This is a genomic window from Pantoea sp. DY-17 (assembly GCF_019795975.1).
In the GTDB taxonomy this organism is placed as follows: Bacteria; Pseudomonadota; Gammaproteobacteria; order Enterobacterales; family Enterobacteriaceae; genus Pantoea; species Pantoea leporis.
Map to the genome: position 1 here is coordinate 14,326 of NZ_JAIMIG010000005.1, position 19,967 is coordinate 34,292.

General features: G+C 55.3%; 17 protein-coding genes. 5 read left to right on the plus strand and 12 right to left on the minus strand.

Annotated features, from left to right (window positions below; all coding sequences use genetic code 11):
• Nucleotides 1–83: 83 nt before the first annotated feature.
• The 6 genes from ubiB to udp all read right to left on the minus strand — a co-directional run bounded on the left by ubiB (nt 84) and on the right by udp (nt 7,010).
• Nucleotides 84–1,721: a ubiquinone biosynthesis regulatory protein kinase UbiB gene (gene ubiB / locus K5Y33_RS19710; RefSeq protein ID WP_101763734.1), complete on the minus strand. Its 1,638-nt coding sequence runs from the start codon at nt 1,719–1,721 to the stop codon at nt 84–86.
• Complete coding sequence (locus K5Y33_RS19715; protein WP_110867936.1) at nt 1,718–2,323, minus strand: SCP2 domain-containing protein; 606 nt, start codon at nt 2,321–2,323, stop codon at nt 1,718–1,720. Before K5Y33_RS19715 ends, ubiB begins: the two co-directional genes overlap by 4 nt.
• A 6-nt stretch (nt 2,324–2,329) precedes the next feature.
• Entirely contained in the window at nt 2,330–3,088 is a 759-nt protein-coding gene (ubiE, locus tag K5Y33_RS19720) for a bifunctional demethylmenaquinone methyltransferase/2-methoxy-6-polyprenyl-1,4-benzoquinol methylase UbiE (protein WP_008105805.1), read from the minus strand.
• Nucleotides 3,089–3,163: 75 nt separating this feature from the next.
• Entirely contained in the window at nt 3,164–4,675 is a 1,512-nt protein-coding gene (gene rmuC, locus K5Y33_RS19725) for a DNA recombination protein RmuC (protein ID WP_101763736.1), read from the minus strand.
• A 202-nt stretch (nt 4,676–4,877) separates the two neighbouring features.
• On the minus strand, nt 4,878–6,149 hold the full coding sequence (locus K5Y33_RS19730) for a tetratricopeptide repeat protein (protein ID WP_222234951.1): 1,272 nt from the start codon (nt 6,147–6,149) through the stop codon (nt 4,878–4,880).
• 99 nt (nt 6,150–6,248) lie between these two features.
• On the minus strand, nt 6,249–7,010 hold the full coding sequence (gene udp, locus K5Y33_RS19735) for a uridine phosphorylase (protein WP_101763737.1): 762 nt from the start codon (nt 7,008–7,010) through the stop codon (nt 6,249–6,251).
• A 301-nt stretch (nt 7,011–7,311) separates the two neighbouring features.
• On the opposite strand from udp, the gene K5Y33_RS19740 reads away from it, so the two are divergent.
• Nucleotides 7,312–8,148 carry a dienelactone hydrolase family protein gene (locus tag K5Y33_RS19740; protein WP_222185723.1) on the plus strand — a complete coding sequence of 279 codons (837 nt, stop codon included), beginning with the start codon at nt 7,312–7,314 and terminating at the stop codon, nt 8,146–8,148.
• A 41-nt stretch (nt 8,149–8,189) separates the two neighbouring features.
• On the opposite strand, the gene metE is transcribed toward K5Y33_RS19740, so the two are convergent.
• Nucleotides 8,190–10,460 carry a 5-methyltetrahydropteroyltriglutamate--homocysteine S-methyltransferase gene (gene metE, locus K5Y33_RS19745; protein ID WP_222234952.1) on the minus strand — a complete coding sequence of 757 codons (2,271 nt, stop codon included), beginning with the start codon at nt 10,458–10,460 and terminating at the stop codon, nt 8,190–8,192.
• A gap of 135 nt (nt 10,461–10,595) precedes the next feature.
• Between metE and metR the strand changes: the two genes are divergently transcribed.
• The gene (gene metR, locus K5Y33_RS19750; protein ID WP_110867932.1) at nt 10,596–11,528 is read left to right on the plus strand and encodes an HTH-type transcriptional regulator MetR; all 933 of its coding nucleotides are present in this window, start codon (nt 10,596–10,598) and stop codon (nt 11,526–11,528) included.
• Nucleotides 11,529–11,621: 93 nt separating this feature from the next.
• Nucleotides 11,622–12,101 carry a DUF1456 family protein gene (locus tag K5Y33_RS19755; RefSeq protein WP_101763741.1) on the plus strand — a complete coding sequence of 160 codons (480 nt, stop codon included), beginning with the start codon at nt 11,622–11,624 and terminating at the stop codon, nt 12,099–12,101.
• Between the two features lie 133 nt (nt 12,102–12,234).
• Here the strand turns inward: K5Y33_RS19755 and K5Y33_RS19760 are convergent, their stop codons facing one another.
• Entirely contained in the window at nt 12,235–13,098 is an 864-nt protein-coding gene (locus K5Y33_RS19760) for a carboxylate/amino acid/amine transporter (RefSeq protein WP_222234953.1), read from the minus strand.
• A gap of 335 nt (nt 13,099–13,433) precedes the next feature.
• Between K5Y33_RS19760 and glpT the strand changes: the two genes are divergently transcribed.
• A complete protein-coding gene (glpT, locus tag K5Y33_RS19765) occupies nt 13,434–14,774 on the plus strand; it encodes a glycerol-3-phosphate transporter (protein WP_110867929.1) in 1,341 nt (446 codons plus the stop codon).
• A gap of 33 nt (nt 14,775–14,807) precedes the next feature.
• Here glpT and yigL read toward each other — a convergent pair whose 3' ends face one another.
• On the minus strand, nt 14,808–15,608 hold the full coding sequence (gene yigL, locus K5Y33_RS19770; protein WP_101763744.1) for a sugar/pyridoxal phosphate phosphatase YigL: 801 nt from the start codon (nt 15,606–15,608) through the stop codon (nt 14,808–14,810).
• A gap of 37 nt (nt 15,609–15,645) precedes the next feature.
• Nucleotides 15,646–16,638: a lysophospholipase L2 gene (pldB, locus tag K5Y33_RS19775; RefSeq protein ID WP_101763745.1), complete on the minus strand. Its 993-nt coding sequence runs from the start codon at nt 16,636–16,638 to the stop codon at nt 15,646–15,648.
• Nucleotides 16,639–16,742: 104 nt separating this feature from the next.
• Between pldB and rhtB the strand changes: the two genes are divergently transcribed.
• Complete coding sequence (gene rhtB / locus K5Y33_RS19780) at nt 16,743–17,366, plus strand: homoserine/homoserine lactone efflux protein (RefSeq protein WP_110867928.1); 624 nt, start codon at nt 16,743–16,745, stop codon at nt 17,364–17,366.
• Between the two features lie 137 nt (nt 17,367–17,503).
• Here rhtB and rhtC read toward each other — a convergent pair whose 3' ends face one another.
• Entirely contained in the window at nt 17,504–18,127 is a 624-nt protein-coding gene (gene rhtC, locus K5Y33_RS19785) for a threonine export protein RhtC (protein ID WP_137384916.1), read from the minus strand.
• A gap of 12 nt (nt 18,128–18,139) precedes the next feature.
• Nucleotides 18,140–19,966 (minus strand): ATP-dependent DNA helicase RecQ, encoded by a 1,827-nt coding sequence (gene recQ, locus K5Y33_RS19790; RefSeq protein ID WP_101763748.1) that lies wholly within the window; start codon nt 19,964–19,966, stop codon nt 18,140–18,142.
• Nucleotide 19,967: the final 1 nt, after the last annotated feature.

Below are 19,967 nucleotides of genomic sequence, written 5' to 3' on the forward strand. Positions count from 1 at the left end.
AACTGTTGACTGTAACGCACAGAAAGCCCGTATGATTTCGGGCTTTAGCTTGCGACATTACGCGATTTGCACCAGGCAGACAATCAGTTTGTCTTGCGCCAGCCAATAAGCCAGGTGACGATGCCAGCGGCCATTAATAGCGCCGGGAAGAAATCCCAATCCGGTCGACTTAACAGCACGGCGGTGCCACTTAATAACAGTGTAGCGCCTACACCAAACAGATAGCGCGCCTGATGATTGCGTGTTCGCTGTACGTTTAAATCGGTGACGAGTTTATCGACGCTGTGCTTCAATAATTTGTGCTGGCGCATGCTGTCGTAAAATAGCTCCGGCAACTCTGGCAGTTTTTCCGCCCAGTACGGCGCTTTCTCTTTCACCGCCCGCAAAATCGCCGGGATACCAATTTGATCTTTGATCCAATCTTCAAGGAACGGCTTGGCCGTTTTCCACAGGTCAAGCTGCGGATAGAGTTGGCGGCCAATTCCTTCGATATACAGCAGCGTCTTCTGCAACAGCACCAGCTGCGGCTGCACTTCCATATTAAAGCGACGCGCGGTGTTGAACAGGTTCAGCAGCACGTGGCCAAACGAAATCTCTGCCAGCGGCTTTTCGAAAATCGGCTCACACACGGTACGAATGGCAAATTCAAAGTCTTCGACGTTGGTATCGGCCGGTACCCAGCCAGAATCCACATGCAGCTCGGCCACTTTGCGGTAATCGCGGTTAAAGAAGGCGATGAAGTTCTCGGCCAGATAGCGCTTATCTTCTTTGTTCAGCGAACCGACAATACCGCAGTCGATGCCGATGTATTGCGGATCTTCCGGGTGATCGTAGCTGACGAAGATATTGCCGGGATGCATATCGGCATGGAAGAAGCTGTCGCGGAATACCTGGGTGAAGAATACCTGCACACCGCGCTCGGCCAGCAGTTTCATGTTAACGCCGTGCTGCTCCAGCGTGGCGATATCTGAGATCGGAATGCCGTAAATGCGTTCCATCACCATCATCGATTCGCTGCAATAATCAGAGAACACTTCCGGCACATACAGCATGCGGCTTTGGTCAAAGTTACGACGCAGCTGGATGGCGTTCGCCGCTTCACGCAGCAGATTCAGCTCATCAATTAAGGTCTTTTCGTAATCGCGCACCACTTCCACCGGACGCAGACGACGACCATCCGGCAACAAACGCGGCACCCACCGCGCCAGACGGTAAATCAGTCGCATATCGGCTCTGATCACCGGCAGGATGTCGGGACGAATCACTTTGATCACCACCGCGCGGCCATTGGATTTCAGCGTCGCGGTATGCACCTGCGCGATAGAAGCCGAGGCCAGCGGTTTGATATCGAAGTCTTCAAACCAGGTTTCCACCGGGCCGCCAATCGACTTTTCAATCTGCTGCTTGGCTTTCACGCCATCAAATGGCGCAACGCGGTCCTGCAGCACCGCCAGTTCATCGGCAATCGCTGGTGGGAACAGATCGCGACGCGTCGAGAGCATTTGACCGAATTTGATCCACACCGGCCCCAACTGCTCCATCGCTAAACGGATGCGTACGCCGGCGGAAGCGTCTTTATGTTGGTTAGGGATCCAGAAGATGCAACGCCGCCACAAGCGTAAAAGCAGCGTGAAGCGCATGCGGGGAATCAGTTCATCAAGGCCGTAAGTCAGAAAGATCTTGATGATGAAGTATAAGCGCCGAATTTCTCCCAGCGTCATTTCGCCTCCAGCTGTGCCAAACGCGTTTCAAACGCATTGAGCGAACGTTCTATCGCTTCCACTTCCTCGCAAAACCATGCCAGTTCCAGTGCGCCCGGCGCAACGCGCCACTCTTCCGTCAGCACCTGACCAAGATAATCCTGGCGGCGGATGAACTGCTGCTGCACGAACTTCAGCGCCTGCTGTGCGGCCTGGCTTACGCCTTGCGCAGCGATATCGCCAATCCACGGTGCAAGATATTCCGCCGGATCCAGCTCGGCGAGATCCATCAGTGCGGAGAATTGCTGTACCACCTGCAAGTCGCCGTCCACCTCCAGTTCACCGCTACGAATCAGGCTGGTGAGCTGCTGGCGATCGCGCAGTTTCGGCAAGGTACTGACACGCAAACTCACCGTGCAGTCGCTGTTGTCTTGCCAATCACTCAGCACATCGAGTTGCGATTCGCTAAATACCAGCACCAAAGGAAAATCGAGCTCTTGCAGACGCAGCATCAATACCTTGCCAGCCAAACGCTGGCGTGCGGCTTTCAGGCTGCGATCGCGATAGAGAACACGGTTCAGGGCGGTCTCAAGACCGCCGGTGATGAGAGGAGTTAAAGTCATGATGGATTAGAATTTAAATCCGCGATGCAGCGCGACAATACCGCCAGTCATGTTGAAGTAGGTGGTATTTTCAAAGCCCGCATCGTTCATCATCGCTTTCAGGGTTTCCTGATCGGGATGCATACGAATCGACTCCGCCAGATAGCGATAGCTTTCAGCGTCTTGCGCCACCAACTGACCAATACGCGGCAGAATGTGGAATGAATAGGTATCGTAAGCTTTGCTAAGCGGCTCCAGCAACGGCTTCGAGAACTCCAGCACCAGCAGACGTCCGCCTGGCTTCAGCACGCGGAACATTGATGCCAGCGCTTTCTCTTTTTCGGTCACGTTACGCAAGCCGAATGAGATGGTGATGCAATCGAAGTAGTTATCCGGGAACGGCAGCGCTTCGGCATTCGCCTGCACATAGCTGACATTGCCCGACACGCCGAGATTACGCAGCTTTTCGCGGCCCATCTTCAGCATCGAGCTGTTGATGTCTGCCAGCACAACCTGGCCGGTTTCGCCCACCAGACGTGAGAATTTTGCCGTGAGATCGCCGGTACCACCCGCCAGATCCAACACGCGCTGACCGCGGCGCACGCCGCTGCTGTCAATGGTAAAACGCTTCCAGACACGATGGATGCCAAACGACATCAAATCGTTCATCAGGTCATATTTTGCCGCGACGGAGTGAAACACGTCCGCAACTTTATCGGCCTTTTCGCTTTTCGCGACGGTCTGGAAGCCAAAATGGGTAGTTTCCTGCTGTGATTCATCTGCCATCGGTTTTACCTGTTCCACAAACAATTCTTGCCGAAGTGTATCAGAGTCGCGCTACACGAGCACGCGACCACCGTGCTATTCGTTGATGCGGCGCAGCGAGTCTGTTGTTGGTTCTGCAACGTTTTCATCCTCGGTGCGATCGTCTGCCCAATCTTCATCCGCTTCTTCCGGCTGCGCTTGTTCAACCAGTTGCGGATTAATCGGACGTTTGATCTCCACGCCAAGCGAACGGAACGCTTCACTTTGTGCGATCAGATTGCCGCGCCCTTCAGACAGCTTTTTCATCGCCTGATGATAACTTTGCTGTGCTTTGTCGAGATTGTGCCCGATGCCACTCATGTCATCGACAAACAGCCGCATTTTGTCGTACAGCCGCGTTGCCCGGTCGGCGATGCGCTGTGCGTTGCGGCTTTGATGCTCATAACGCCAGAGATTATTGATAGTACGCAGCGCCACCAGCAACGTGGTGGGACTAACCAGCATGATGTTCTGCTGTAACGCTTCGCTGATCAGCTCAGGCTGACGATCAATCGCCAGCAGAAACGCCGGTTCCACCGGGATAAACATCAACACATAATCCAGAGAGCGTAAACCGGGCAATTGTTGGTAATCTTTACGGCTCAGCAGGCGAATGTGTCCGCGCATGGCGCTAATGTGTTCCTGAATCGCCTGCTCACGCGTGGCTTCATCGTCGGCATTGAAGTAGCGCTCGTAGGCCACCAGCGTCATTTTGGCGTCGATCACCACATCTTTACCCTGCGGCAAACGCACGATCACATCCGGTTGCATCCTGCCCTGCTGTTCCAGCTGCACGCTCACCTGCGTTTGGTATTCGTAACCTTCACGCAGGCCAGACGCTTCCAGCACACGGGCCAATACCACTTCGCCCCAGTTTCCCTGAATTTTATTGTCGCCTTTTAGCGCTTTAGTAAGATTGACCGCTTCCTGCGCCATCTGTGCGTTGAGTTGCTGTAGCTGGCGAATTTCGTGGGTCAGCGTGTGACGTTCACGCGCTTCCAGGCCAAAGCTGTCGGTGACCTGACGGCGGAAACCGTCCAGCTGTTCGCGCAGCGGACCAATCAGACTATTCAGGCTTTGACGGTTTTGTTCATCGACGCGCCGCCCGCTGTTTTCGAAGATGCGATTGGCGAGATTTTCAAACTGCGCGCTGAGGCGCTGTTCGCTGTTGGTCAGTAGTCGCTGCTTCTCTTCTGCACCGTAGCGCGTCTCTTCAAGACGAATGGTCACTTCGCGCAGTTCGGCTTCCTGCGCGCTGTTCACTTCCAGCTGATTTCGCAGTTCACGGCTGAGTTGTTCACTTTCGCCGCGCCAGTAATCAAGCTGCTGCAAACGTTCCTGCGCACCGCTCAGTGCACCGTGTAGCTGGCGCATCTCCTGTTCGCGTTGTTGGATTTGCTGCTGTAACTGTTCGAGCTGCTGCTGCTGACGCTGCTGCGCCTCTTCCAGCAGGCGACGCTCAGTGGTGAAGCTGGCGTGCTGATGACCGGCGCGCAGTTGAGCAATGATCCAGCCAATGCCCAAACCGGCCAGCGCCAGCGCGCCGCTAATGATAAGTTGCTGATCCATAATCCCCCCGCGGATCGACTTGCTGAGGGAAAAGGTAGAGCTCTACTGTATGAATGTCCAGATTTTTTTCCCTTCATACTTCATGCCGCAGATGCGTTGGCTGCACGTTCTCACCCCAGTCACTTACTGATGTAAGCTCCCGGAGATTCGCTCGCTTGCCGCCTTCCTGCGACTCGAATTATTTAGGGAAAACGTTCTCTAATTAGAGGGCTTTTACGGTGAGATCGCCCGCTTTCCACGCATCAATCAGGAAGAAGGGCATCGGCAACACCCATTCGGTTTCACCCTGGATTTTGGCCGGATAGGTCCAGCTTTTCCCGTCGTAGGTGATCTCAACCTGCTGCCAGCCATTCTCAACGTTTTCGACCTGGCCCGCCATGCTGGCAAAACCGGCGTTACTACCGACGTGGAAGCTGTCGGTTTGCCAGCGAATCGGCTGATGCGCCGGCCACGGTTGTGCATGATGGAAGCGGAAAATATCGTCATGATTCAAGATGCTCTCACGTACCGTCGGCCACAGCGCCACTTTTAGGAAGTACTGATCGGTAAAGCGTTCGCTGCCTTCATATTGCGCAATAAAGTCACGCATTTGCTGCTCAACGTTATGGAACACGCCGTGGCAGCCGCCCCACATGCCCGCCAGCAGCAGCTCGGTATGCGAGAAGTAATCGCGCATATGATGGAACCAGTAAGGCGAAGTCAGCCAGGCTTCTACCGCCACGACTTCGCGCTCGGACAGCAACGAATCCGCATCACGCACGATGTAGCGTTTGACGCTGTCATCGTCCATCACCAGGAAACGCCACAGCGTTGGGAAGATAGTTTTCTCATGCGACATATCCACCAGTTGGGTGTTTGGCTGCGTCAGGCGCTGCCAGACGTGCTGCGGCACGCTGTCGTCGAGATAGATGCGGCAGATCCAGTCGGGATAAAGCTCGCGCGCCACTTCGATGTTTTTAATCAAGGTTTCGCAGTAGCGTGGCTGACTGCCATACAGGCTAAAGGAGATGATATTTTCTGCCGGATTACTGCGGTTGATCGGCGGTGGTGTCTCAGAAGGGAAGGCGACTTTCGCCCCTTTACTGAAAGTCACATCAGATTTTTGCAGCGATTCGAGGCCGTAACGTGCCGCTTCATCTTCTTTATTCAACCAGCCGCACACTTCGGTTAATCCATCCAGCCAGGTTTCCGATGCCTGCGCACGCTGCGCGGCCGGAGCCTGGTAGATCTTCTGGTAAATTTTATAAGATTTTTTGTATTCGCCGACGCGCATCAGGGTGAGCGCGTAGTCGCTAAGCACCTGCATATGATGGGGCAAGACGCGCAGCACTTCTTCACAGCATTGACGCGCAAGAGGATAGTTATTCGCCGCCATCGCCTGGCGAAATCTCGCTGCTGCACCTTCAACGCGTGATTGTGCAGTAGCGGGATTATTCATGAAATTGGGACGTGAGACAGAAACCATTTTGCGCATAAGAAATTTCTCAGTAGCTGCTGAAATTGCGCGCATTCTAATCAGGAAATAGCGGGATTCCTTATAAGCCTGGTCTCGAATTCATCCCTGACTGGCGCACTAAATTAAGCGACGCGCGGCTTCAACCACAATTTTCACCGCATCACTTTCGGTCTGCTTCATGGTCGCGGCATCCGGGATCTCTTTTTGCGTACGGTTCACGATGACGCCAGCCACCATGCCGGCACGCAGTCCCTGACTGGCGCACATGGTTAACAGTGTAGCGGATTCCATCTCATAGTTGAGGACGCCCATTTGCTGCCACTCTTCCATTGAGCCCTGGAAGCGATTCACCACGCGACCGGAGAAAGTGTCGTAGCGTTCCTGGCCTGGATAGAAGGTGTCAGATGAGGCGGTAATACCAATGTGGGTTTTCGCGCCGCACGCTTCTGCCGCTGCCACCAGCGCGGTGGTGCAGGTGAAATCAGCCACGGCCGGGAACTCCATCGGCGCAAAGTGCAGGCTGGCACCGTCGAGGCGTACCGAAGCGGTAGTGACCAGCACATCGCCCACATTAATATGCGGCTGGATAGCGCCGGTGGTACCAACGCGCAGGAAGGTGCGCACGCCAAGCTGCGCCAGCTCTTCAACCGCAATCGAGGTAGAAGGTCCGCCAATACCGGTGGAGCACACCACAACCGGTTTGCCATCCACTTCGGCCAGATAGCTGGTGAATTCACGGTGTGAAGCCAAATGCTGTGGGTTGTCCATCAGCGCGGCGATTTTCTTTACGCGCTCAGGATCGCCAGGCACGATGGCCAACGTGGCTCCTTTCAAATCAGCTTTAGTAATGCCAAGGTGGAAAACGTCAGACTGGGCCATAACAGACTCCTGATAATTGGGGATGAGCGCGCCACTCTACGTGAGCAGGCGGCATAAATATGTGACTCAATTCACCATCGATAATGAAAATTACATTATCAGAAAAACATTATGTGACATAAATCACACATTAATGCTGTGCAATTCTGAATTGCTACAAGCGGTGCTGTGTAAGTGTTGGTGGCAATGTTAATAGAGAAGCAGCACACGTGAAAAAATCCCTCTGCACCCTACGCCAGCCTTGCTTCACTTCGCCAGGCTATAGTTACGTGATTGCGCATTTGCTAGCACGGAGAGAACAATGAAAACCGAAGACAATATGGCACAAAAAACGGCACCCGGTGGCTTTGCACCGGCCGTTCAGCCCACCGCAAGCAGCACCATTATTACCGGCAGCGACGCGATTCATGCTGGCGAGACCTCAGTTCCGAGCCAGGGCGAAAACCTGCCTGCCTATTACGCCCGACCAAAAGAGTACCAAGGCACCTTGCCGGTGGTGTTGGTGGTGCAGGAAATTTTCGGGGTGCACGAGCATATCCGCGATGTCTGCCGCCGTCTGGCGCTGGAAGGTTATCTGGCCATCGCTCCGGAACTCTATTTCCGTGAGGGCGATCCCAACGATTACCACGACATTCCCACGCTGTTTAAAGAGCTGGTGAGCAAAGTTCCAGATTCGCAGGTGTTGTCCGATCTCGATCATGTGGCCAACTGGGCCACGCGCCACGATGGTGATATCCGTCGCCTGGCGATTACCGGTTTCTGCTGGGGCGGACGCATTAGCTGGCTGTTTGCCGCGCACAATCCGCAGGTGCGTGCAGCGGTGGCGTGGTATGGACGCTTAGACGGTGAGAAGACGCTGAAGCAGCAGAAGCACCCGATCGATATCGCGGTGGATCTCAACGCACCGGTGCTGGGCCTTTACGGTGGTCAGGATGAGAGCATCCCGCTGGAGAGCATTGATAAGATGCGTCAGGCGCTGCATGCCGCCAATGCCAAGGCGGAAATCGTGGTGTATCCGGATGCAGGACATGCTTTCAATGCGGATTATCGTGCCAGTTATCACGCCGATTCCGCCAAAGATGGCTGGCAACGCATGCTGGCGTGGTTCGCGCAGTATGGCGTAGCGCCAAACGCGTAATAATAAGGGGCGCATTTGCGCCCCAATCTCATTTACAGCGACTAAGCCGTTTCACCCCGCAGGTTTTGCGCCGCTTTTACCATGTTCGCCAGCGCCTGACGGGTTTCCGCCCAGCCACGCGTTTTTAGGCCACAATCCGGGTTAACCCACAGACGCTCTGCCGGGATGCTCTGCGCCGCTTTACGCAGCAACTCTTCCATCCACTCCACGCTCGGCACGTTTGGTGAGTGAATGTCATACACGCCCGGACCGATTTCGTTGGGATAGTCGAACTCCTTAAAGGTATCCAGCAGATCCATATCGGAACGTGAGGTTTCGATGGTGATAACGTCCGCATCCAGCGCGGCAATCGAGTCCATGATGTCATTGAACTCGCAGTAACACATGTGGGTATGGATCTGGGTTTCATTCTGCGCCACGGCGGCATTGAGACGGAACGCATCCACCGCCCAGGTCAGGTACGCCGCCCAATCGGACTGATGCAGCGGCAGGCCTTCGCGCAGTGCCGGTTCATCAATCTGAATAATGCCAATACCGGCTTTTTCCAGATCTTCCACTTCGTCACGCAGCGCCAGCGCAATCTGTTTGGCGATGGTTTCCCGGCTTACATCTTCTCGCGGGAACGACCAGCAGAGAATCGTCACAGGACCAGTCAGCATGCCTTTCACCGGTTTATCGGTCAGCGACTGCGCGTACTTCGCCCACTCAACGGTGATGGCTTGCGGACGGCTTACGTCGCCGATGATGATCGGCGGTTTAACGCAGCGTGAGCCGTAGCTCTGTACCCAGCCGTTTTGGGTGAATACGAAGCCGTCGAGGTTTTCGCCGAAGTATTCCACCATGTCGTTACGTTCTGCTTCGCCATGCACCAGCACGTCGAGGCCCAAACGTTCCTGCTCCACAATCGCCTGTTTGATGTGTTCGGCGATGCCAGTGCGATAGTTTCCACCATCAATGTTGCCTTTTTTAAAGTCGAGGCGCAGGCCGCGAATTTCGGTGGTTTGCGGAAATGAACCTATGGTGGTGGTCGGCCACGCTGGCAGGTTAAAGCGGTGACGCTGCGCTTTGGCACGCTCGGAGTAGCTGCTGGCACGTTCAACGTCTCTGGCCTGAATTTTCGCCAGACGCTCGCCGACTGCGGCATTGTGAACGCGCGTGGAGTTGGCACGCGCACGAATCGGTGCGCTCCACTCAACCAGCGAAGCGGCATCGTTGTTGTTCAGTGCATGACTCAGCAGTGCAAGCTCAGTGCACTTCTGCAGAGCAAAGGCGAACCAGCTTTTCACTTCCTCATCGAGGCGCGTTTCCACGCTGAGGTCGATTGGGCTGTGCAGCAGTGAGCAGGATGATCCAATCCACAATTGTTGACGCTGCCCCACCAGCGGCTGCAGGCGCGTAAACCAGCTGCTGAGATCGGCACGCCAGACGTTACGGCCATTGATTACGCCGACGGAGAGCAGCCAATCCGCGGGAATCTGCTGGTTCACCTGTTGGATGTCATCTTTGCCGTGGACCAGGTCAACATGCAGACCTTGCACCGGCAGCGCTTTGATCACGTCGAGATTCTGACCGATGCTGTCGAAATAGGTGGTGAGCAGCAGTTTGCTTTCGCCCTGCAGCGCGTCGTAAGCCGGTTTGAAGGCATCGCGCCACGCTTGCGGCAGCTCCAGCGCCAGTGCTGGCTCATCGATTTGTACCCATTCGATGCCGCGTTTTTTCAGTTCAGCCAGCACCTGTTGGTAAACCGGCAGAATGTCTTTGAGCAGTGACAGGCGGTCGAACGACGTACCTTTCACTTTACCCAGCCACAAATAGGTAACCGGACCCAGCAGCACCGGTTTAATCTTGTGCCCGAGCGCCAGCGCTTCATCAACCTCATCCAGCAACTGAGTCCAGGTCAGTTTGAACTGCTGCCCTTGAGTGAATTCCGGCACCATGTAGTGATAATTGGTGTTGAACCATTTGGTCATTTCCGCCGCTGCCGCCGGTTCACCGCTTGGTGCGCGGCCACGGCCAAGGCGGAACAGCGTGTCGAGATCGACCGAGCCATCCTGATTTTGGTGACGAGCTGGCACGTTACCCAGCAGCAGGCTGGTGGTGAGCACGTGATCGTACCAGGCGAAATCGCCCACTGGCAGCAGATCCACGCCCGCCTCTTTCTGCTGTTGCCAGTGACGGGCGCGCAGTTCGCGCCCCACCGCCAGTAGCTCTTCCTGTGAGCTTTTACCTGCCCAATAGCTTTCCTGTGCTTTTTTCAATTCACGACGCAATCCAACGCGAGGGAAACCGAGAGTGTGGTTCAGAATGATCATTTTCTGTTCTCCAGATATTCTTAACTGAATAGGGGGCAGAGATGTTTAGCCGTCCAGATGTTTACACCGCCATAATCTGCGGGTACTGTATGTTCCTCAAGCGCAATTTGTTCAATCTCGATGTGAAGGATTCTCATGATCGAACTCAAACACCTGCGGACGCTGCAGGCGTTACGGAATACCGGCTCGTTAGCTGCCGCCGCCTCCCAGCTTCATCAGACGCAATCGGCGTTATCCCACCAGTTCAGCGATCTGGAGCAGCGGCTGGGTTTTCGCCTGTTTGTGCGTAAAAGCCAGCCGCTGCGTTTTACGCCGCAGGGAGAGATTTTGCTGCAGTTGGCTGAGCAGGTTTTACCGCAGATTCAGCAGGCTTTGCAGGCGTGTCATGAGCCGCATCAGGCCACGTTGCGTATCGCCATTGAGTGTCACAGCTGTATTCAGTGGCTGACGCCCGCGCTAAATAATTTCCGCCAGAGCTGGCCGCAGGTGGTGATGGATTTCAAATCCGGCGTGACCTTTGATCCGCAACCCGCGTTGCAACAGGGCGAGCTGGATGTGGTGTTGACCTCCGATATTTTGCCGCGCAGTGGATTGTTTTATTCACCGATGTTCGATTTTGAAGTGCGTTTGGTGATGGCACCGGATCATCCTTTGGCGCAGCTTGAGCACATTGCTCCGGAAGATATGGCCGATGAAGTGCTGATGATTTATCCGGTGCAGCGTCAGCGTTTAGATGTGTGGCGCCATTTCCTGCAGCCTGCGGGCGTCAGTCCAGCCTTGAAGAGCGTGGATAACACGCTGCTGCTGATTCAGATGGTGTCGGCGCGTATGGGCATCGCCGCGCTGCCACATTGGGTGGTAGAGAATTTTGAGCAGCAGGGGTTGGTGGTGACCAAAACCTTAGGCAATGGTTTGTGGAGCCGCTTGTATGCCGCCGTACGCGAAGGCGAGCAGCGTCAGCCGGTAATGGAAGCCTTTGTGCGGTTTGCCCGTCAGCACGCCTGTGAACATCTGCCCTTTGTGCGCGATGCCGCGCGTCCCGGCTCACTGCAAATCACCTCATCCTGATGTTGTTGGGCGGCGCAGGTCGCCCGCGCTGTTATCCCTGCCCCGCCTGCTCTATAATGCGCCGCCTCAACCCGCGACTAAGAGAGTTTCACCATGATGAGTAACGATGTTCTGCGCAGCGTGCGCTATATGCTGGATTTGAGCGATAGCAAAGTGGTGGAGATTTTTGCCCTGGCAGGAAGTGAAGTGCCGCTGGAAGACGTGCAGGCGTGGATGAAGAAAGATGACGATGCCGCGTTTCGCAAGCTGCCAGATGTATTGATGGGCTACTTCCTTAACGGTCTGATTTTTTACCGTCGCGGTAAGAGTGAAGATGCGCCCGCGCCTTCGATTGAGCGCCGCATGAATAACAACATTTTCATGAAGAAATTGCGTATCGCCTTTGAGCTGAAGACCACCGATATTCCTGATGTGCTGCTGAAAGCGAACTTCAAGATTTCACAGGCTGAGGTTGGCGCGATTTTCCGCAACCCAGATCATAAGAATTTCCGCGAATGCGGCGATCAGATTCTGCGTAATTTCCTGAAAGGGTTGACGATGATTCATCGTCCGGGGCCGGCTAAGAAGGGTTAATCGCTTCTTTGTTCGAGCCGGGTCAGGGATAGCGCGGCAGATCGCAAAGGGAAACCACTTCCTTGTGGATCAGCCTCGCCATCCATGGCTCGGATGCTTTGCTCCACTGCCGCGCTATCCCTTCCCTTTTAGCCTATGCGTTGCTTTTCTTACCTAATACCCAGCGTTTGTGCACATAAAGGGATGCGAAAATCACGGCGGCACCGGCGAGAAAACTCGGCCAATGCGGTTTCTCCTGCCAGATCGCCAGATTCACCAGCAAGCCCGCGGGCACATGCATGTTGTTCATAATACCCAGCGTGCCAGCATCCACCTGCGTAGCGCCGTAGTTCCATATGAAGTAGCCCAAACCTGAAGCCGCTACGCCCAGCCACACCAGAATGCCCCACTGCAGCGACGTGGTCGGCAGTTTGTTCGGATTGCCCCACAAGCTCCAGGCGATCACCGCGATCATCACCGCGCCCAGATAGAACCACGAAAACGCGGTGTGCTGCGGCATTGGGCGAGTTTCCTGCAGGCGTTTGTAGCCCACCATGCCGATGGCGAAGCAGATGTTTGCCGCCTGTACCAGCAGCAAGCCGAACCAGAAATGGTCGCTGACTTTGTCGTAACGAATAATCGCCGCACCAATTACCGCCAGTAGCGCGCTGAAGGCATAGCCGATACGCAGCGGACGTCGGCTGAGCAAATCGTAGATCAGCGTGACATACAGCGGCGTCATCACGGTGAACAGCAGGAACTCGGTCACGCTGAGATACAGATAAGCCTCAAAGCTTAATAAATACATGATGCCAAGCTGCAGCATGCCCACCAGCATATACAGCAGGATGGTGGAAGCACGGTAACCGCGCCAGCGCAGGAACGGCAGGAAAACGATGGCGGCGAGCGCCAGACGCATCAAAACAGAGAACCAGGAATCCACCTGGCCTGCGAGATATTCCCCGATCAAACTGAAGGAAAAGGCCCACAGAATGGTGGTAACGATCAGTAACGGCACGGTAACGATCTCAAAATGAACAGTGGCGCTAGTGTAAACAAACTGTCGAAATCGAGGTGAACTATCTGGTTTACAAGTGGATAAAATAACGACGAATAATTTTTATTTCACATTTTTACACTCGGGTAAAAATGCGCGAAATACAACATTTCCTGGTTTTTTTCGCTCTCAATTGTCATAAAACTGTAACATATGTGTCACATGTCACAGTAACTGCGCGTGACCATCACTATCCTTTGCGCGAAATGGAAACTTCGCTTTGCCATTTTACTGCCTGTTTTTGCCCCAACCTGCTGGGAACTCATAACTATATCGCGCCCTGGAGGGCCACACTCATGTTGAGTATTTTCAAACCTGCACCGCATCGCCCACAAGTGGCCGATGATCGTGTTGATCCGCTTTATCGTCGTCTGCGTTGGCAGATTTTCCTGGGAATATTTTTTGGCTATGCCGCCTACTATTTGGTGCGTAAAAACTTTGCGCTGGCAATGCCTTATCTGGTGGAGCAAGGCTTCTCGCGCGGCGATCTCGGCTTTGCGCTATCGGGCATTTCCATCGCTTACGGCTTCTCGAAATTCATTATGGGCTCGGTCTCAGACCGCTCGAATCCGCGCGTGTTTTTGCCTGCCGGATTGATCCTTGCCGCAGCGGTAATGTTGGTGATGGGGTTCGTGCCGTGGGCCACCTCCAGCATCATGGTGATGTTTGTGCTGCTGTTCCTGTGTGGATGGTTCCAGGGCATGGGCTGGCCGCCGTGCGGACGCACCATGGTGCACTGGTGGTCGCAGAAAGAGCGCGGCGGAATTGTGTCGGTATGGAACTGCGCGCATAACGTCGGCGGCGGTATTCCTCCGCTGCTGTTCCTGCTCGGCATGGCGTGGTTTAACGACTGGAAAGCCGCGCTGTATATGCCGGCGTTTGGCGCCATCCTCATCGCGATTATTGCCTTCGCCTTGATGCGTGACACACCACAATCTTGCGGTTTACCGCCGATTGAAGCGTGGAAAAATGATTATCCGCCGGATTACAACGAGGATCACGAGCAGGAGCTGACGGCGAAGCAGATTTTCATGCAGTACATTCTGCCCAACAAGCTGCTGTGGTACATCGCACTGGCGAACGTGTTTGTGTACCTGCTGCGTTACGGCATTCTCGACTGGTCGCCGACCTACCTGAAAGAGGTGAAGCACTTCACGCTGGATAAATCCTCGTGGGCCTACTTCTTTTACGAATATGCCGGTATTCCCGGCACGCTGCTGTGCGGCTGGATGTCGGACAAAGTGTTCCGCGGCAACCGTGGCGCAACCGGCGTGTTCTTTATGACGCTGGTGACCATCGCCACCGTGGTGTACTGGCTGAATCCTCCAGGCAATCCAGGCATCGACATGCTGTGCATGATTGTGATCGGTTTCCTGATTTACGGTCCTGTGATGCTGATTGGCTTGCACGCGCTGGAACTGGCACCGAAAAAAGCGGCCGGAACGGCAGCCGGCTTTACCGGGCTGTTTGGCTATCTCGGCGGATCGGTTGCGGCGAGTGCGATTGTCGGTTACACCGTGGATTATTTCGGCTGGGACGGCGGATTCATTGTGATGATTGGCGGATCGGTGCTGGCGGTGATTCTGCTGCTGCTCACCATGGTCAGTGAACACAAACACAAGAAACAATTGGCATAACTAAAAAGGGCCGGTGATGACCGGCCCTTTTTTCTAGGCGAGGAACAGTTTACGCAGCGTGTGCGGCACAGCGTCATCCGCGTTGCTGCCAATCACTTCCAGCGTCGGCAAGGTATCTTTCAAACGCTGCTGCGCATTGCGCATGATGCAGCCTTTGCCCGACATGCTGAGCATCTCCACATCATTCATGCCGTCGCCGAAGGCGATGCACGCTTTCAGCGAGTGGCCGAGCTGTTTCGCTACCGCTTCCAGCGCGTGGCCTTTGGAAACGCCGCCCGCCATCACTTCCAGACACGTTGGCAGCGAGAAGCTGACATTTACGCGATCGCCCCAGCGCGCTTCAATCGCCTGCTCCATGGGAATTAAACGCTCCGGATCTTCGCAGGTGAAGAACACTTTGCTGATGCCATCAGTCGGCAGCATGCCCGGCTGGTAAACCTGATAGTTAAACACCGATTCACGGAAATAGTCCTGCTCATCCGGACGATGACGGCTCATGAACCACTCATCGTCGCGATAGACGTGCGTCAGGATATGCTCGTCATGATATTGCAGGCCATACAGATCGCTGGCGATGTCGGCGTCAAGATTGTGGCTGAACACCAGTTCACCTGCGGCGTTGTGCACGCGTGCACCATTAGACGTGATCATGTAAGCCGGAATGCCGAGCTTATCGCGCATCTGTCCGACGTCGATATAGTGACGGCCGGTGGCAAAAACAAAGTGGATGTCACGCGCCACCAGTTCCTGCAGCGTGGTGCGCGCGAATGGCGTCAGGCGATGGTCCGGAGAGAGCAGCGTGCCATCCAGGTCGGATGCGACGATGTGATACATGTAAACCTCGGGTGTTGATATCGGAAAGTAAAATGGATTAAGCGTGGCGTTCAAAGAAATCGACCACCGCGTTTAGCGCTTCGGCACGCATCGCGTCTGTTTCAAACAAGATCTCATGACGCGCTCCTTTGATCACATACGGCGCGTTGCCCGCGCAGGGATGTCCTGCTGCGGCCATCGCCGTACAAAATAGATTTTGTGAGCGGTTATCCACCACATCATCTTCACTGGCCTGCAGCAGCAAGGTCGGCGTGGTGATGTTCGCTACCTGATTGAAGATGTCCCGCCCGGCCTGCACGCCTTCGCGCACCCAGTGATAAGTGGGGCCACCGACGCGAATTGCCGGATCGTCGGCGTAAAAACGCAGGTTACGGCGATAACGTTCGCGGCTATGCGTCAGGCGGTTGATGCCAAACGGATTGGCGCGCCAGCGCCCGGTGCCCAGCGCGTAACCTTCACGCAGCGCCGGCAGTTTCTCGGTCCAGTCCAGAATGCGGTGCGCCATCCAGTCGGGCAGCGGCAGCACAATGCCAAACATCGGCGCGGAGAACACCGCAGCATGAAACGCCTGCGGCTGACGCGCCAGAAACAGCGCTAAAATCGCGCCGCCCATCGAGTGGGCCAGCACGTAGCGCTGCTGATAATGTGGACTCACGATCTCTTTCAGATACAGCGTTTCCAGATCGTCAACGTAGTCGCCAAATTCCACTACATGGCCGCGATGCGAATCTTCCAGCAGACGCTCGGAACGTCCCTGACCGCGATGGTCGAGAATCACCACATCGTAGCCGCACATGAACAGGTCGTAAGCCAGTTCGGGATACTTGATGTAGCTCTCAATGCGGCCAGGCACGACCAGAATGACACGGCGATGTTGCGGTGAGGTGAAACGGACGTAGCGAATCTTCAGGTTGCCGACGCCGGTAAATTCACACTCTTCACGGCGACGCCAGAAGTCGAGCAGCGGACCGGTGGCAAAGGCCGAAAAGCCTCGCTCACGTCCGAGCCAACTCTGTTTATGCTGCTGCATCCGTCCCCCTGAAAAAAACGTGATTTGCGCGCCTGTGCTGCGTAGCATGCGGCGATTTTCTGTCGTATTGTGTCACACTTCGCTAACTTCAGGGAATGTCACACATGACCATTGAATGGTGGTTAACCTATCTGCTGACCACAACCATCCTCAGCCTTTCACCCGGCTCCGGCGCGATCAACACCATGAGCACCGGCATCAGTCACGGCTATCGCGGCGCAGCGGCATCGATTACCGGCTTGCAGCTGGGTCTGGCCATTCATATTGTGCTGGTCGGCGCCGGTTTAGGTGCGCTGTTTTCCCAATCGATTCTGGCGTTTGAAGTCCTGAAGTGGGCCGGCGCAGCCTATCTGGTATGGCTGGGCATTCAGCAGTGGCGCTCCGCGGGTGGCATCGACCTTGACGCCGTTGCCAAAGCGATGCCGCGTCGCCGCCTGTTTAAGCGTGCAGTGTTGGTGAACCTCACCAACCCGAAAAGCATCGTGTTTCTCGCTGCGCTGTTCCCGCAGTTTATTCAGCCGCACCAGCCGCAGCTCATGCAATATCTGGTGCTGGGCATGACCACCATTGTGGTCGATATCATCGTAATGATTGGTTACGCCACGCTGGCAACGCGTATCGCCGGCTGGATTAAAGGACCGAAGCAGATGAAGCTGCTGAACCGCACCTTTGGTGGATTGTTTATGGCAGTAGGCGCGCTGCTAGCCAGCGCACGCAGAATGGCGTAAAAGAAAATCGCACCCACGTCAAAGCCGTCGGTGGCGCAGCCAGTTCGGTGCCGGCCAGCGCGCAGCCCCCGGAGCGTACACGTCGTACGTGAGGAGGGCGAGCACTGCCCGGTGCCGAAATGGCAAGTAAACCAGGCTTAACGTGAAATGATGAGGTGAATACCAAAACCGGCGAATAACACGCCCGCCATACCATCCACCCACTTCGCCATTCGCTGATACTTATCACGCATCCACGGCATAGCGAAAATCGCCGCCACCAGCGTAAACCACGCGAACGTCTCTCCGATAATCAGCAGGAACAACCCCCAGCGCTCCATCGCGCCAACGTCGTTGCCAACAAACAATGAGAATACGCTACCGAAGTAGATGATCGCTTTTGGGTTCGACAGGTTAGTGAGGAAACCTTTCAGGAAACTCATGCCCTTTTTCGGCAGCTCAACCACCGGCGCTTGCGATTGTGGCTGCTTGTGACGTTGACGCGCTGAGCGCATCAGCTGCCAGCCCATCCACAGCAGATACAATCCGCCGCCGACCATAATGATTTCATGCAGCCAGGCCATTTTTTCCAGGATCAGATGCAGGCCCATCAGCGCCACTCCGGCCCAGATTACAATACCCAACGTAATGCCCAGAACGCCCATCATCGCCTCTTTGCGCGAGCGGCTTGCCGCCGTTTGCGACACAAAGAAGAAGTCCGGGCCGGGACTCATCAGCGCAACCAGATGCACCAGCGCGACGGTGGCGAATAACATCAGCATGAATTTTTTCCTTTAACCTTCATCAACATGTTCTTTGATCATCACCAGGAACGGCTTACCAAAACGCTCCAGTTTGCGATGACCGACGCCGTTCACGCTGAGCATTTCTGACGCGCTAATCGGCATTTGTTCTGCCATTTCAATCAGCGTGGCATCGTTAAACACCACGTACGGCGGAATATTCTCTTCATCAGCAATTGCTTTGCGCAGCTTACGCAGCTTGGCAAACAGCTGGCGATCATAATTGCCGCTGTGCACTTTCGGCGAACTGCTGCCGCGCGTTTTCACCGTCACGATACGCGGCACCGCCAGCATCAGCGGCACTTCCGCACGTAATACCGGACGCGCCGCTTCGGTGAGTTGCAGCGCCGAATGCATGGCGATGTTTTGCGTTACCATCCCGAGGTGAATCAGCTGACGCAGCACGCTGATCCAGTGTTCGTGGCTGTGCTCGCGGCCCAGGCCGTACACCGGCAGTTTGTCGTGGCCGTTGTCGCGAATGCGCTGATTGCTGGCGCCGCGCAAAACTTCAACAATATAGCCCATCCCAAAGCGTTGGCCGGTACGATAGATGCTCGACAGCGCCTTTTGCGCCTCCAGCAAACCGTCGTAGCGACGCGGCGGATCGAGGCAGATATCGCAGTTATCGCACTGCTGCTGGCGACCTTCGCCGAAATAGTTCAGCAATACCAGACGACGACAGGTTTGCGCTTCAGCAAACGCGCCCATCGCGTTGAGTTTGTGGCGTTCAATATCCTGCAACGGGCCGGGCACTTTCTCTTCCAGACATTTACGCAGCCACGCCATGTCGGCCGGATCGTAAAGCATCATCGCTTCGGCAGGCAGGCCATCGCGCCCGGCGCGGCCGGTTTCCTGATAATAGGATTCGATGTTGCGCGGAATATCGAAGTGCACCACAAAGCGCACGTTGGGTTTGTTAATGCCCATCCCGAACGCCACGGTGGCGACCACGATTTGCAGATCGTCACGCTGAAAAGCTTCCTGCACGCTGGCACGCTGCGCACTATCGATACCGGCGTGATACGCGCCAACGCTCAAACCACGGCTCTGCAGGCGCGCGGCGGTGTCTTCCACTTTGGCGCGGCTGTTACAGTAAATGATGCCGCTTTTGCCGCGCTGATCCTGCACATAACGCAGAAGTTGCTCGGTGGGTTTGAATTTCTCCACCAGCGTGTAGCGAATATTGGGGCGGTCAAAGCTGCTGATTTGAATCAGCGGATCGTCCATCTGCAGCAGATGGACGATATCGTTACGCGTGGTTTCATCGGCGGTGGCGGTCAATGCCATGACCGGCAAATCAGGGAAGTGCTGACGCAGCTGGCCGATCGAGCCATATTCCGGACGGAAATCGTGGCCCCACTGCGAAATACAGTGCGCTTCATCCACCGCCAGCATCACCGGATTCCACTGGTGCAGGCTGTCGAGGAAATTGTCCATCATCAGACGTTCAGGCGCGATATATAGCAGCTTGAGCTTGCCGGTACGACAATCCGCAAACACCTGCTGCTGCTGCTCACGCGTCTGCGTCGAGTTGAGGCACGCTGCAGCCACGCCGTTGGCCAGCAGCTGATCGACCTGATCTTTCATCAGTGAAATCAGCGGTGAAACCACCAGCGTCAGCCCTTCGCGCACCAGCGCCGGGATTTGATAGCACAGCGATTTGCCGCCGCCAGTCGGCATCACCACCAGACAATCGCGTCCTGACAGGGCGGTTTCGATGATGTTTTGCTGACCTGGGCGGAACTGCTGATAGCCGAAGGTATCTTGTAATACCTGCTGCGCCAGCATTTCCTGATTAAGCACTGCCGATGTTGCCACG

Excerpts from the sequence above, each read along its gene's own strand:
- K5Y33_RS19755 (WP_101763741.1), top strand. The coding sequence starts at position 11,622 with ATGATGAGTAACGATGTTCTGCGCAGCGTGCGCTATATGCTGGATTTG.
- pldB (WP_101763745.1), bottom strand. The coding sequence starts at position 16,638 with ATGCAGCAGCATAAACAGAGTTGGCTCGGACGTGAGCGAGGCTTTTCG.
- rhtB (WP_110867928.1), top strand. The coding sequence starts at position 16,743 with ATGACCATTGAATGGTGGTTAACCTATCTGCTGACCACAACCATCCTC.
- K5Y33_RS19740 (WP_222185723.1), top strand. The coding sequence starts at position 7,312 with ATGAAAACCGAAGACAATATGGCACAAAAAACGGCACCCGGTGGCTTT.
- rmuC (WP_101763736.1), bottom strand. The coding sequence starts at position 4,675 with ATGGATCAGCAACTTATCATTAGCGGCGCGCTGGCGCTGGCCGGTTTG.
- metE (WP_222234952.1), bottom strand. The coding sequence starts at position 10,460 with ATGATCATTCTGAACCACACTCTCGGTTTCCCTCGCGTTGGATTGCGT.
- metR (WP_110867932.1), top strand. The coding sequence starts at position 10,596 with ATGATCGAACTCAAACACCTGCGGACGCTGCAGGCGTTACGGAATACC.
- K5Y33_RS19715 (WP_110867936.1), bottom strand. The coding sequence starts at position 2,323 with ATGACTTTAACTCCTCTCATCACCGGCGGTCTTGAGACCGCCCTGAAC.
- K5Y33_RS19730 (WP_222234951.1), bottom strand. The coding sequence starts at position 6,149 with ATGCGCAAAATGGTTTCTGTCTCACGTCCCAATTTCATGAATAATCCC.
- yigL (WP_101763744.1), bottom strand. The coding sequence starts at position 15,608 with ATGTATCACATCGTCGCATCCGACCTGGATGGCACGCTGCTCTCTCCG.
- glpT (WP_110867929.1), top strand. The coding sequence starts at position 13,434 with ATGTTGAGTATTTTCAAACCTGCACCGCATCGCCCACAAGTGGCCGAT.
- rhtC (WP_137384916.1), bottom strand. The coding sequence starts at position 18,127 with ATGCTGATGTTATTCGCCACCGTCGCGCTGGTGCATCTGGTTGCGCTG.
- udp (WP_101763737.1), bottom strand. The coding sequence starts at position 7,010 with ATGGCCCAGTCTGACGTTTTCCACCTTGGCATTACTAAAGCTGATTTG.
- ubiE (WP_008105805.1), bottom strand. The coding sequence starts at position 3,088 with ATGGCAGATGAATCACAGCAGGAAACTACCCATTTTGGCTTCCAGACC.
- ubiB (WP_101763734.1), bottom strand. The coding sequence starts at position 1,721 with ATGACGCTGGGAGAAATTCGGCGCTTATACTTCATCATCAAGATCTTT.